16 protein-coding genes are annotated in these 11,521 nt (G+C 35.9%); 13 read left to right on the forward strand and 3 right to left on the reverse strand.

Translation table 11 applies throughout. The features are described from left to right. Positions 1 to 16: 16 nt before the first annotated feature. From ACQKNR_RS08910 to ACQKNR_RS08925, 4 genes are all read left to right on the forward strand, one after another. Positions 17 to 874, forward strand: coding sequence for a carbon-nitrogen hydrolase (locus ACQKNR_RS08910; protein ID WP_427317120.1), 858 nt, complete (start codon positions 17 to 19; stop codon positions 872 to 874). Between the two features lie 137 nt (positions 875 to 1,011). Further along, the gene (locus ACQKNR_RS08915; protein ID WP_427317122.1) at positions 1,012 to 1,737 is read left to right on the forward strand and encodes a (Fe-S)-binding protein; all 726 of its coding nucleotides are present in this window, start codon (positions 1,012 to 1,014) and stop codon (positions 1,735 to 1,737) included. Between the two features lie 12 nt (positions 1,738 to 1,749). Further along, a complete protein-coding gene (locus ACQKNR_RS08920; RefSeq protein WP_427317124.1) occupies positions 1,750 to 3,180 on the forward strand; it encodes a LutB/LldF family L-lactate oxidation iron-sulfur protein in 1,431 nt (476 codons plus the stop codon). Beyond that, positions 3,161 to 3,862: a LutC/YkgG family protein gene (locus ACQKNR_RS08925; RefSeq protein ID WP_427317126.1), complete on the forward strand. Its 702-nt coding sequence runs from the start codon at positions 3,161 to 3,163 to the stop codon at positions 3,860 to 3,862. Before ACQKNR_RS08920 ends, ACQKNR_RS08925 begins: the two co-directional genes overlap by 20 nt. A 191-nt stretch (positions 3,863 to 4,053) precedes the next feature. Here ACQKNR_RS08925 and ACQKNR_RS08930 read toward each other — a convergent pair whose 3' ends face one another. Continuing rightward, complete coding sequence (locus tag ACQKNR_RS08930) at positions 4,054 to 4,170, reverse strand: YjcZ family sporulation protein (RefSeq protein WP_427317985.1); 117 nt, start codon at positions 4,168 to 4,170, stop codon at positions 4,054 to 4,056. A 149-nt stretch (positions 4,171 to 4,319) separates the two neighbouring features. Here ACQKNR_RS08930 and ACQKNR_RS08935 point away from each other — a divergent pair, with 149 nt between their 5' ends. From ACQKNR_RS08935 to ACQKNR_RS08960, 6 genes are all read left to right on the forward strand, one after another. After that, positions 4,320 to 4,901: a TetR/AcrR family transcriptional regulator gene (locus ACQKNR_RS08935; RefSeq protein WP_427317127.1), complete on the forward strand. Its 582-nt coding sequence runs from the start codon at positions 4,320 to 4,322 to the stop codon at positions 4,899 to 4,901. Positions 4,902 to 4,903: 2 nt separating this feature from the next. Then, positions 4,904 to 5,074 carry a hypothetical protein gene (locus ACQKNR_RS08940; RefSeq protein WP_427317129.1) on the forward strand — a complete coding sequence of 57 codons (171 nt, stop codon included), beginning with the start codon at positions 4,904 to 4,906 and terminating at the stop codon, positions 5,072 to 5,074. A gap of 83 nt (positions 5,075 to 5,157) precedes the next feature. Then, on the forward strand, positions 5,158 to 5,634 hold the full coding sequence (locus ACQKNR_RS08945; protein WP_427317131.1) for a PH domain-containing protein: 477 nt from the start codon (positions 5,158 to 5,160) through the stop codon (positions 5,632 to 5,634). Further along, positions 5,627 to 7,057, forward strand: a complete 1,431-nt coding sequence (locus tag ACQKNR_RS08950) for a PH domain-containing protein (RefSeq protein ID WP_427317133.1) — start codon at positions 5,627 to 5,629, stop codon at positions 7,055 to 7,057. Before ACQKNR_RS08945 ends, ACQKNR_RS08950 begins: the two co-directional genes overlap by 8 nt. 104 nt (positions 7,058 to 7,161) lie before the next feature. Continuing rightward, entirely contained in the window at positions 7,162 to 7,596 is a 435-nt protein-coding gene (locus ACQKNR_RS08955) for a hypothetical protein (protein ID WP_427317135.1), read from the forward strand. A 9-nt stretch (positions 7,597 to 7,605) separates the two neighbouring features. Next, complete coding sequence (locus ACQKNR_RS08960) at positions 7,606 to 7,872, forward strand: CPCC family cysteine-rich protein (protein WP_427317137.1); 267 nt, start codon at positions 7,606 to 7,608, stop codon at positions 7,870 to 7,872. A 75-nt stretch (positions 7,873 to 7,947) separates the two neighbouring features. Here ACQKNR_RS08960 and ACQKNR_RS08965 read toward each other — a convergent pair whose 3' ends face one another. Continuing rightward, positions 7,948 to 8,331, reverse strand: coding sequence for a hypothetical protein (locus ACQKNR_RS08965; protein ID WP_427317139.1), 384 nt, complete (start codon positions 8,329 to 8,331; stop codon positions 7,948 to 7,950). Positions 8,332 to 8,603: 272 nt separating this feature from the next. Here ACQKNR_RS08965 and ACQKNR_RS08970 point away from each other — a divergent pair, with 272 nt between their 5' ends. The 3 genes from ACQKNR_RS08970 to ACQKNR_RS08980 all read left to right on the forward strand — a co-directional run bounded on the left by ACQKNR_RS08970 (position 8,604) and on the right by ACQKNR_RS08980 (position 10,817). Further along, positions 8,604 to 8,855 carry a protoporphyrinogen oxidase gene (locus ACQKNR_RS08970; protein WP_427317987.1) on the forward strand — a complete coding sequence of 84 codons (252 nt, stop codon included), beginning with the start codon at positions 8,604 to 8,606 and terminating at the stop codon, positions 8,853 to 8,855. 74 nt (positions 8,856 to 8,929) lie between these two features. Continuing rightward, positions 8,930 to 9,406, forward strand: a complete 477-nt coding sequence (locus tag ACQKNR_RS08975) for a PH domain-containing protein (protein WP_427317141.1) — start codon at positions 8,930 to 8,932, stop codon at positions 9,404 to 9,406. Next, entirely contained in the window at positions 9,399 to 10,817 is a 1,419-nt protein-coding gene (locus ACQKNR_RS08980; protein WP_427317143.1) for a PH domain-containing protein, read from the forward strand. Before ACQKNR_RS08975 ends, ACQKNR_RS08980 begins: the two co-directional genes overlap by 8 nt. Before the next feature lie 174 nt (positions 10,818 to 10,991). Here the strand turns inward: ACQKNR_RS08980 and hmoB are convergent, their stop codons facing one another. After that, on the reverse strand, positions 10,992 to 11,489 hold the full coding sequence (gene hmoB, locus ACQKNR_RS08985; RefSeq protein ID WP_427317144.1) for a heme-degrading monooxygenase HmoB: 498 nt from the start codon (positions 11,487 to 11,489) through the stop codon (positions 10,992 to 10,994). Between the last annotated feature and the right edge of the window lie 32 nt (positions 11,490 to 11,521).

The raw sequence follows: 11,521 nt of genomic DNA on the forward strand, positions 1-11,521 counted from the left end.
GGGGGGGAAGAAGAGAATGAGTGAAGTGACAATTGGGCTAGTTCAATTAACGTGTAATGAGAATATCCAGAGAAATATAGAAAGAACAATAGCAAAGGTAAGAGAATCAGCAAAAAAGGGAGCCAAGATTATTTGTTTACAGGAGTTATATCATGCTGAATACTTTGCTCAAAACGTTTCAGTTCGTAATTATGAACTGGCAATTCCTTTTGAACATGAAGCATTACAAGCGATGCAAAGGTTAGCGGAAGAACTTCATGTTGTTTTAATTGTTCCTTTTTATGAATGGGTGGCACAAGGGATTTATTTTAACAGTGCAGCAGTGTTTGATGCTGACGGTAAATATTTAGGAACAACACGTAAAAATCATATTCCAGATGGACCGAGTTACCATGAAAAATATTATTTCACACCAGGAAATACAGGGTATCCAGTATATAGTACAAAGTATGGGAAAATAGGAATCGGGATCTGCTGGGATGAATGGTTCCCTGAAGTAGCACGAATTTTGACACTAAAAGGAGCAGAAATATTATTTTATCCTTCCGCAATTGGCTCTGAACCAGATTATCCAGAATTATCGACAAAACCAATTTGGACAAAAGCTATTTCAGCTCATAGTATTCATAACGGTGTATTTGTAGCAGCTGTAAATCGAGTCGGGAAAGAAAAGGACATGTGTTTCTATGGAGGAAGTTTTATCAGTAATCCAATGGGAGAAATTGTTTGTTCTTTAGGAGAAGAGGAGGGAATACTCATTCAAAAAATTGATACAAAGGAAATTAATGAAGCGCGTAATCTACTGCAATTTTTAAGAGATCGTCGTACGGACACATATTCGCTAATTTTAGAAAAAGAAGTTCTAAACGTATAAAAAAGACTCTCAAATGTGAGAGTCTTTTTTGTCATTTCTATTCATATTTTTTGATTTTTTACCAATAATATACATATAAGGTAGATTTGGTTATAAAGTTACTTGAGCTTACTTTACTGTATTTAGGGGTGCAAAATATGAAAGTATCAATATTTATCACTTGTGTTGCAGATGTTTTTTATCCAGAAGTAGGAAGAGATGTTGTGGAAATTCTTGAAGATTTAGGGTGTGAAGTTGATTTTCCTAAAAGTCAAACTTGTTGCGGACAACCTGCTTATAATAGCGGGTATGTGAAAGAAACAAAAACAGCTGCAAAACATATGATTGAAGCCTTTGCTAGTTCAGAATATGTTGTGGCACCATCGGGGTCTTGCGCTATGATGGTTCACGAGTTTTCTAGCTTATTTTCTGAAAGTGAAACGGAGTGGAAGAAAAAAGCTACTGAACTTGCCAATAAAACATATGAATTCACACAATTTCTTGTTGAAGTATTAGGGAAAGAAGACTTAGGTGCGAAGCTTCATAAAAAGGCAACAGTTCATACATCTTGTCATATGAGCCGATTAATGGAGATTAAGGAACCGCCGCAAAAATTATTAAAATGTGTAAAGGGACTGGAAGTTGTTTCGTTGCCGCATAATTATGATTGCTGTGGATTTGGGGGTACATTCTCAGTGAAAATGCCAGAAATCTCTGAGCAAATGGTTGATGAAAAAGTAAAGCATATTATGGAAACTGGTGCGGAAGTGTTAATTGGAATGGATTGTAGTTGCTTAATGAATATTAAAGGACGTTTAACACGTAATGGTTATCCAATTGATGTAAAACATATTGCTCAAGTATTAAATGAAGATCGAAAATAAGGGGGATATAGGATGGGAATGAAAATTGGGAATGATCCTTTTCATAAGCGTGCTAAAACAGGTATTGGGGATCAATTTATGCGACAGGCTGTTAGGAAAGCACAAGATGGTCTTAGAGGTAAGAAGTTAAAAGCTACTGAGAGTCTTGGGAATTGGGAAGAATGGCGGGCTTTAGGGGAAGAAATTCGAAAACATACATTAGAAAACCTTGATTATTATTTATATGAGCTGAGTGAAAATATTGAGAAAAACGGTGGTTTTGTTTATTTTGCAAAGACTGCAGAAGACGCAAGGGAATATGTAAAAGGGATTGTAAAAAAGAAAAATGCGAAAAAAATTGTGAAATCAAAATCGATGGTAACGGAAGAGATTAGTTTAAATGAAGCGATTGAAGAAGCTGGAGGGGAAGTGTTAGAAACAGATCTTGCTGAATTTATTCTACAAGTGAACGACCACGATCCTCCGTCACATATTGTTGTTCCGTGCCTTCACAAGGATAAAGAACACATTTGTGAAATATTTAAAACAAAGTTAGATTATACTGGAACATCTGACCCTACGGAAATGGCGAGATTTGTAAGAGCGTATTTACGTGATGATTTTTTTGCAGCGGATATAGGGGTGACTGGATGTAATTTTGCTGTTGCAGAGTCTGGGTCAATTTCAATCGTAGCAAACGAAGGAAATGCAAGACTTACTACGACACTTCCGAAAACCTTGATTACAGTTATGGGGATGGAACGTATCGTTCCGACATGGGAAGAGCTTGATGTTTTAGTAACACTTCTATGCCGTAGTTCTGTAGGACAAAAATTAACAAGTTATATTACAGGGTTAACTGAGCCTGGTGGGACAGATGGACCTGAGGAATTTCATTTAGTCATTGTTGATAATGGTCGTTCCGATATTGTAGGAACAGAATTCCAAAGTGTCCTTCAGTGTATTCGTTGCGCGGCATGTATTAATGTGTGTCCTGTATATCGACATATTGGTGGACATGCATATGGCTCTATTTATCCAGGACCAATTGGAGCTGTGTTGACACCGCTTTTAGGGGGATATGATGAATATAAGGATTTACCTTATGCATCTAGCCTTTGTGGTGCTTGTACAGAAGCATGTCCAGTGAAAATCCCGTTACACGACTTATTAATTAAACATCGCAGCCGCATTGTAGAAGAAAAACAATCACCTGTAGCTTGGAACGTGGCTATGAAAGGTTTTGAAAAAACGGTGAAGAGTCCTAGATTATTTTCTATTGCTGCGAAGAGCGCTCCGTATGCATTAAAACCTCTTGCAAAAGGGGATAAGATTGAGCGGGGAATTGGGCCGTTAAAAGCTTGGACGGATGCGAGAGATTTTCCAGTTCCGAAAAAACAACCGTTTCGAGAGTGGTTTGAAAAACACGAAAAGGAGAACGATGATGGCCATCCAAAATCGTGAGGAATTTTTACTACAATTATCAGAAAAGCTTGGTAGGAAACGTCCAGAAGCAGTGGAAAAACGGAACTGGTCTTTTTCCCCGCAGTGGCATGTTTTTGAAGGACTCACACAAGATGAACTTGTATTAAAGTTAATGGAGCAGTGCGAAGTGATTCATACAGAAGTGAAGCGAACAACAAAGGAAAATCTTGTTGAAACATTGCGATCTTTTATAAAAGAATGGAATATCAAAACTGTGATGTATTCGAATGACGAGCGCTTTAATGAGTATGGTCTTACTCCATTTTTCAAAAATGAAGGTACAACACATTTCCGTACATGGGGATTAAATCATAAAGAAGAGGACATCGAATTTGCGAAAGCTGCTGACCTTGGTATTACGTTCAGTGATATGGCTTTGGCAGAATCAGGAACCGTTGTGCTATTTAATGATGGGCTAAAAGGAAGACATGTTAGCCTTCTTCCGGAGTCATATATTGCAATTGTTCCTAAAAGTACAATTGTACCAAGATTAACCCAAGCTACCAAACTTATTCATAATCAAAATAAAGCGGGAGAAAAACTGCCGGCTTGTGTGAATTTCGTTTCTGGTCCGTCAAATAGCGCGGATATTGAAATGAACCTTGTCGTAGGTGTACATGGGCCAATCAGAACAGCATATATTATTGTGGATGATCAATAATAATTTCCGTTTGCGACAGAGCGCTGGCGCATACGAGTTGGAAATATAGATGAACCACACAACATTTATAAGAATGCTGAAAATAGAAAGCACTGGCTGTGAAATATAACTAGGGCTTTCTATTTTGTGTGCCTAGCTAAGTTGGAAACTGCTTACTGGTGAAAGTCCAGTCTAGGTAAGAGCTAAGTCGCCTAGTAACTGAATCCAATTATGATTAATACGATAAAGAGCACAACGAGTAATATAAATCCGCTCTTACCATCTTTGCCATCTTCACCGCCGCTACCACCTTTACCGCCATATCCAATATGAAATTCACCCTTATTGTTATACGTTGTTTTTACATTTCTAGATTCATCAAGAAGTTCCTTTTACAACTCTGATTAACTTGCAAATCATTCATTTTCATTGCATAATTTACTTACCGACCGGTAAGTAAAAATAAGTGAGGTACAGTATGACAAAGAGTTTACAAACATCGCAAAGTATTGTAGAGGCATCATTTAAACTAATGGCAGAGCATGGCATCGAGAAGATGAGCCTTTCTATGATTGCGAAAGAAGTTGGAATATCAAAGCCAGCTATTTATTATCATTTTTTATCTAAAGAAGCATTGGTCGATTTTTTATTTGAAGAAATTTTTTCTGGATATCGTTTCGCCAATTGCTTCGATAAAGAACAATATACGAAAGAAAACTTTGAAGAAAAGTTAATCGCAGATGGTTTACATATGTTGTCTGAGTACGAAGAGGAACAAGAAATATTGCGCGTTATAAATGAATTTATCGTAACTGCGGCGCGAAATGAAAAGTATCAGAAACGTTTATTTGAAATACAAGAAGATTTCTTAAATGGATTCCACGATTTATTGAAGCGAGGTGTGGAACTTGGAGTTGTGTCACAACATGCAACAGAAGAAAAAGCCAACACATTAGCGCTCGTTATTGATAATATGAGCAACTACATGCTGATGGGATTCCAGTTAAAGTATAAAGAAATTTGGATTCAAAATGTGAAAAATGTAATGAAGGAGGAGTAAAAATGAAAATGCAAAAAAATTGGTGGCTCGGGTTTCTAGGATTTATTGGAGTATATAAAATTCCAGGTATGATGGAAGCTTTTCAAGCGGATAAAGGTTGGTTTGCACTAATCGGTTTCGTTTGGCTACTTTGGTTCGGATATTTTATTCCTGAGAAGAAAGAAAAAGAATAATATAATTCTCATTTTCTGTGAAATTATGTAAAATGTAACTTGAGAGAATTCATATATTAGATTACTAGATTTGGAGTGGTTACATGGATCCATTGAAAAATGAAATTCATCCTGACATGGTCAAGGTGTGGAAAGTTCGTGCTGTAATTGAAGAAGGGATAGGTATTCTCGTCATTTTAGTATACCTTTTCCTCATGATAAAGTTTGATTGGTGGGCGTGGATTCTGTATGTGATGATCGGGTTAACAGTTGCGCTAGCACCATTTGAGTATTTCATATTCCCGAAACTACGTCAGCGTTATTATAGCTACCAACTAAATGAAGAAGAGCTTGAAATTCAGCACGGTCTTTTCGTCGTAAAACGCGTATTAGTACCGATGATTCGTGTACAGCACGTAACGATTGAACAAGGGCCAATTATGAGAAAATACGGATTAGCAGAATTACATATTTCAACAGCGGCAACTTCTCATAGTATTCCTGGCTTAACGATGTATGAAGCTGAAATGCTGAAAACGAAAATCGCAGAATTAGCGAAAGTGAGTGATGAGGATGTATAAGAGGCAGCATCCCATCACGATGTTATTAGAATTAAAAATAACAGATTTTGTACCATTTATTATTTTTCTTTTTAGTTTAAAAGGAAAGTTTCCATTTTGGTATTTAGTTCCTATCGGTTTTGCGATAATCACGATTGTTTCAGCTATCGCAGGCTGGTATTACAAAGTATATTGGATCGAAAATAATGTATTACATATTAAGGAAGGTCTCTTTGTCAAAAAAGAGAGCTACTTAAATAAAGAACGTGTCCAAACGATTAATACGAGTTCAGGCATGTTGTACCAAGTGTTAGGACTAAAGAAAATTAAAATTGAAACAGCTGGCGGAGGAAATGATCCGGAAGTTAGTTTAGCTGGTATTACGGTAGATGAGGCGACAGAGCTTATTACGATGTTAAATGAACCAGCTACGGCAGTAAAAACAGAAGAAGCATCCGAAGAAGTCATAGAAAAAGAAATCATTACAGAAGAAGAACAAGCGACAGAATATAAGTTAACGTGGAAAGAAATTTTAATAGCGTCTGTTACATCAGGTCAATTTGGGTTACTATTTTCTTTAATCTTTTTCGTGTATCACCAAGTAGATGAGTACATTCCGAAATGGATAAAAAACAAGGTAACGTCATATGTAATGGAACACGATATATATGGCTGGATTTACATGGTGGCTATTTTACTTGTCGTTTCTTGGATTATATCTACAATCGGTTATGCGTTAAAACATGGAAACTTTACAGTGAATCGAAGAAATGATGAAGTGCGTATTTCGCAAGGTTTGCTTGAAAGGAAAGAACTTGTACTAAAGTTACACCGTATTCAAGGTATTACGATAAAAGAAGGTATTTTACGTCAACCGTTCGGTTATTGTGCTGTGCAAGTAGAAGTCATTCAAAGTGAGGGAAAAGAGGAAAAGGTTACGCTGCATCCAATTATTCGAAAAGATCGCGTGCAACAGTTACTTGCACATTTACAATTACCATATGAACTGAATACAAACATTATTTCATTACCAAAAGCAGCATTACGTCGCTATCTCATTGATAGTTTCATCTTCTTCGCGATGCTAGCAATTCCGATTACAGGAATAAGTATATACTTTGTAAAGTATTTCATCATGTGGGCTTTATTACTGCTCGCACTCCTTATCTTTACACTTGGATACGCAACATTTAAAACGAATGGTTACGGTGTAAATGGAGAGCAAATTACACTTGTGTATCGTAGTATTGGAAAATATACAGGACTTGTCAGAAGAAGACACGTCCAATCGATTGAAAAAACACAATCATATTTCCAGCGCCGCGCGAATTTATGTACGTATAAGTTTTCTAGTGCATCATCGAATTATAAATTAGAGCATACGAGAGTTGAAGATGCGGAGAGAATGCAGGATTGGTATAAGAAGAAAATAAGTGAGGATTAATTGAAATGGCTCGTCTTTTGCAGAAGACGGGTTATTTTTCTATGTAAAAATGATAGGAAATAATGAATAATATATGTGAAGTAAAAAAAGTGAGGTGAGCATGATTGGGGAAATTTTTAATTCCGTATTCTCATTCTTTATTAAGCTTATTTATTTCAATGACCATCATTCAAATATACGGTGAGAAGGAGATTTTTGAAGGAGAGCTATTTTCTATTTTTACGAATCTTTTTATTGCTATGGTCCAAATGTTAGCTGCTACTTTGATAGTGGGAGTCCCTGTTGTTTTAGTTGGCTGTCTTCTTGGGGAGATATTGTTTAGGTGTGTTATTTTACCTGTAAAGTTACATTTTATCCCATCTTTAATTTTATATATTCTTTTAGCTATAAGTATTGTTTTTTGTTATGGAGTTATATCTGACGAGTTTCCTACAACATATGAACATACTCGCATTGTTGCAATGATGTACTTTATGGGACTAACTGTCATTTGCTCTATTACATTTTTAGTAAGTAGGACTACATATGAAGGGAAATGAGATGATTATATGAAATACACTTGTCCATGCTGCGGATATAAAACATTAGAAGAAGAACCACCAGGTACATATGAAATTTGTAACATATGTTTTTGGGAAGATGATCCTGTTCAGTTTAAAGATCCTGACCTTGAAGGCGGGGCAAATGAAGTTTCGTTAAGACAGGCTCAGAAAAATTTCATTGTGTTTGGTGCTTGTGAAAAGCGATGTGCTAGATTAGTTAGAAAACCAACTAGCGAAGATATAAAGGATGCTAGTTGGAAGCAAATCTGTTAAGTAGTTTATAAATAAAAATGTTATTACTCAATTCAACGGGAGTAATAACATTTTTTTTATGTAGTGATGAAAGAATTAACGCCGTCTTATAAGGTAAAACAATAAAGATGATAAAGTAATAGGAAGATCTAAACCAGTAAATCCTATTGGAGTAAAAGATACAAAAAACTCTCCAGTCATGAATATACCGAACAAATAATTATAGAAGAAACCTAATAATAAGAATAAAGGAATTCCGATTTTTAATTCGTGACTTTTCTTTATCTTTCTATAGCAAAATTCACCTAATAAACAACCAATAAGAACAGGAATACTTCCAAGAATGACATACATAATAATGGATACCCAAATCGGCCCCCATGAATCCGCATAATTTGGAACTAGTGTATACTGTAAAATATTCACAACGATAGAGAAAAATAGTAAGCATGTTAAATAACTAACGGAAAATTTTTTCAATGGGATCATCCTCTTACTATTATAAGTTGTGTAAAATGATATAAAAAAGGCATCTAGCAAAAGAACTAGATGCAAATAAAAAACACAAGGGAAGACAAAATTCTTCCCTTTTCCCGTAAGTAATTATATCAAAAAATTTATAAAAAACTAGCTTTATTTTTAATATAATTTATGTATGAGGCTATGGAAGTATAAGATTACACTGTTTTTGTAGTGTTTTATTGAAAAAGGAGCTATATAAATGATTAATTTTAAACCAACTATTAAAAGTGATGCTGATTAGTGCAAATAAGTCATATGATGCGATTAAAGATTACGAATGTACAGGAGAAGCGGTAGCATTCCGTGTAGACTTTGAGCATATTGACGTTGCTCTTATGATTGTAGATATGTTAGGAAGGTTGGCAGCTAGGTTTACCATTTTACCATTTTCTGATCCGGATACGAATGAGATAGATTATATTCAGTTTCAAGTGTATACCATTAATGAGGGGAATTTTAAAGAAGTTCTTGATACGATGTAGAAAACTATAAATTTACAAAAATGTATATAACAACTAATATATAATTAATAAATTCATATAATTGGAGTGATGAGATGCAGCCGTTAGAAAGGGAGATTCATGCTAATATGCTAAAAGTGTGGAGGATTCACGCTTTAATTGGGGCGGCGGTTATACTAGCAGTCGTAATTGCGTATTTCTTTTTTATGATTAATTTTAACTGGTGGGGCTGGTTGTTCGGATTGTTAGTAACAGGCGCTATTACATTTATCCCGCTTGATTATTTTGTGTTTCCAAATTTACGTCAGCGTTATTATAGTTACAGATTAAATGAAGAAGAGATTGAAATTCAAAAGGGTATGTTTGTTGTTAAGCGCGTACTTATTCCGATGATCCGTGTGCAGCATGTTACGATTGAACAAGGACCGATTATGAGAAAGTATAATTTAGCAGAATTGCACATTTCAACAGCAGCAACTTCTCACAGTATTCCAGGTTTAACGAAAGAAGAAGCAGAACAGTTGAAAAGAAAAATTGGAGAACTTGCGAAGGTGAGTGATGAGGATGTATAAGAGGCAACATCCGATTACGATCTTATTAGGTATTCGAATTGCGACTTTGTTGCCTTTTATTTTTCTTGTCCTATTTCGCTCAGATGGTGAAGTGAAACCTTGGTATTTATTTCATCTTGTTCTTTGGGCTCTATTATTTATTATGGCTATTTTTTCAGCTGTAAAATGGTATTTTAAAGTGTACTGGGTTGAAAATAATATTGTACATATAAAACATGGTGTATTCGTTAAGAAGGAAAGTTATTTAAATAAAGACCGTGTGCAAAATATTAGTACGTCTTCTAACGTCATTTATCAAATACTTGGACTTATGAAATTAAATATAGAAGTAGCGGGCGGCGGTAGTGAGCCAGAAGTGATGTTAGCTGGTATTAAAGAAGAGGAAGCGAAGGAACTAATTTCCTTATTACATAAAGAAAGAAGCGTTGTGAGTGAAGAAGCACCCGCAGCAGAAGAAAGTAAGACGGTGTATCAGTTAACGATGAAAGAGATTTTAGTAGCATCTATAACATCCGGTAAATTTGGATTAGTATTTTCTGGGCTACTTCTTATTTACTCGGAGTTTAATCAATTTCTTCCAAAATGGCTTATAAATAAAGTGGAAGCGTATGTGATGGATAACGGTGTATATGAATTAATCGTTATGGCCGCGATTTTAATGGCAATTTCGTGGGTCATTTCTACGGCCGGCTATGCGTTAAAATACGCGAACTTTAAAATTGAGAGAAACGGAAATGAAATTCGTATCGTTCAAGGGTTATTTGAAAAGAAAGAGTTTGTCTTAAAACTACACCGCATTCAAGCGATTACTGTGAAAGAAGGAATTCTCCGTCAACCTTTCGGTTATTGCTCTGTCGAAGTGGAAGTCATTCAAAGTATAGAAGCAGCAGGGAATGAAGTGATGTTACATCCTTTTATGAAGAAAAAAGATGTACAGCAGTTACTTTCTTATTTACAGTTGCCGTATGAAATAGAAGAGGAAATGGTCCATTTACCAAAAACGGCATTGCGCCGTTACGTCATTATGGGCTGGATTACAAGTGTTGTGCTCGCTGTGCCGATTGTCGGTGCGAGTATATATTTTAAGCAATATATTGCGTTATTCACTCTTATACCCCTATGTATCGTATTTACAATACTTGCATACAATTGTTATACAAGCGGCGGTTATATGATGAGAGAAAATCAATTAACGATGGTGTACCGAGGTCTTGCGAAATACACAGGAATGATGCGCAGAAGGCACGTTCAAGTAGTAGGATACAATCAATCGTATTTTCAAAAGAAGGATGAGTTGTGTACAGCCGCGGTAGCAGTAGCGGGGCATAGATATAAAGTGAAGCATATGCGTAAAGAAGATGCACTTCGTATATATAATTGGTACAAAGAAAAAGGAAACACCGGTGTGTAGTGGTGTTTCCTTTTTGTGTGTCGTGATTTGTCGATAAGTCGATATTCTCTGTCGAATCGCCGATAAAATGAAAAAATCGCTGATATATTTTAAGTTGTGGTCGATAAATTTGAAAAATCGCTAATATAATTTCATGTACCGTGGTCTCCGTACCCCGAACCACGTACTCAAAACCTAAACTAACACATCAAAAGTAGTCACAAAAGATGGACGAGAGAAAATGCTTTTTTGCTGTTCCGCATGTGGATGTGCCTGAGTTTGTCCCTCCGCTTGTGCAGGACGTTTTTTATGAGCATTTTCGAATGAACGTGATTCCGTCCAGTCTTTAAAGTTTTGCTCTGTCTCCCACATCGTTAAAATGACGTATGTATCATTACTTAATGGGCGAAGAACGCGGATCGCTTGGAAGCCTGGTTCGTTTTCGATTAGGCCAGCTCGGTTTTTAAAACGGTTTTCAAATACTGGGCGACCTTCGTCTGTTACAGAAATGTTGTTACAAACGATATAGCCAGGTTGTCCTTTAAATTCGCCAACAGCGTCTAGTACATCATACTGAAATGAACCTTCTACAGATTCTTCTGTATTTTCTTTATAAAACATATTTTTCTCATCATTTTTTGCAGTGAAATGTGCTTGTTCTAGAGGTGTTTCGTATGAAATAATAGCCTTCATTTTAATGCCCCCTTAATAGTTTGTTTCTATTA

It is taken from the genome of Bacillus sp. NPDC094077, assembly GCF_050279465.1.
Classification (GTDB): domain Bacteria; phylum Bacillota; class Bacilli; order Bacillales; family Bacillaceae_G; genus Bacillus_A.

Coding starts and splice junctions, on each gene's coding strand:
- ACQKNR_RS08910 (WP_427317120.1), top strand. CDS start 17: ATGAGTGAAGTGACAATTGGGCTAGTTCAATTAACGTGTAATGAGAAT.
- ACQKNR_RS08915 (WP_427317122.1), top strand. CDS start 1,012: ATGAAAGTATCAATATTTATCACTTGTGTTGCAGATGTTTTTTATCCA.
- ACQKNR_RS08920 (WP_427317124.1), top strand. CDS start 1,750: ATGGGAATGAAAATTGGGAATGATCCTTTTCATAAGCGTGCTAAAACA.
- ACQKNR_RS08925 (WP_427317126.1), top strand. CDS start 3,161: ATGGCCATCCAAAATCGTGAGGAATTTTTACTACAATTATCAGAAAAG.
- ACQKNR_RS08935 (WP_427317127.1), top strand. CDS start 4,320: ATGACAAAGAGTTTACAAACATCGCAAAGTATTGTAGAGGCATCATTT.
- ACQKNR_RS08940 (WP_427317129.1), top strand. CDS start 4,904: ATGAAAATGCAAAAAAATTGGTGGCTCGGGTTTCTAGGATTTATTGGA.
- ACQKNR_RS08945 (WP_427317131.1), top strand. CDS start 5,158: ATGGATCCATTGAAAAATGAAATTCATCCTGACATGGTCAAGGTGTGG.
- ACQKNR_RS08950 (WP_427317133.1), top strand. CDS start 5,627: ATGTATAAGAGGCAGCATCCCATCACGATGTTATTAGAATTAAAAATA.
- ACQKNR_RS08960 (WP_427317137.1), top strand. CDS start 7,606: ATGAAATACACTTGTCCATGCTGCGGATATAAAACATTAGAAGAAGAA.
- ACQKNR_RS08970 (WP_427317987.1), top strand. CDS start 8,604: ATGCTGATTAGTGCAAATAAGTCATATGATGCGATTAAAGATTACGAA.
- ACQKNR_RS08975 (WP_427317141.1), top strand. CDS start 8,930: ATGCAGCCGTTAGAAAGGGAGATTCATGCTAATATGCTAAAAGTGTGG.
- ACQKNR_RS08980 (WP_427317143.1), top strand. CDS start 9,399: ATGTATAAGAGGCAACATCCGATTACGATCTTATTAGGTATTCGAATT.
- hmoB (WP_427317144.1), bottom strand. CDS start 11,489: ATGAAGGCTATTATTTCATACGAAACACCTCTAGAACAAGCACATTTC.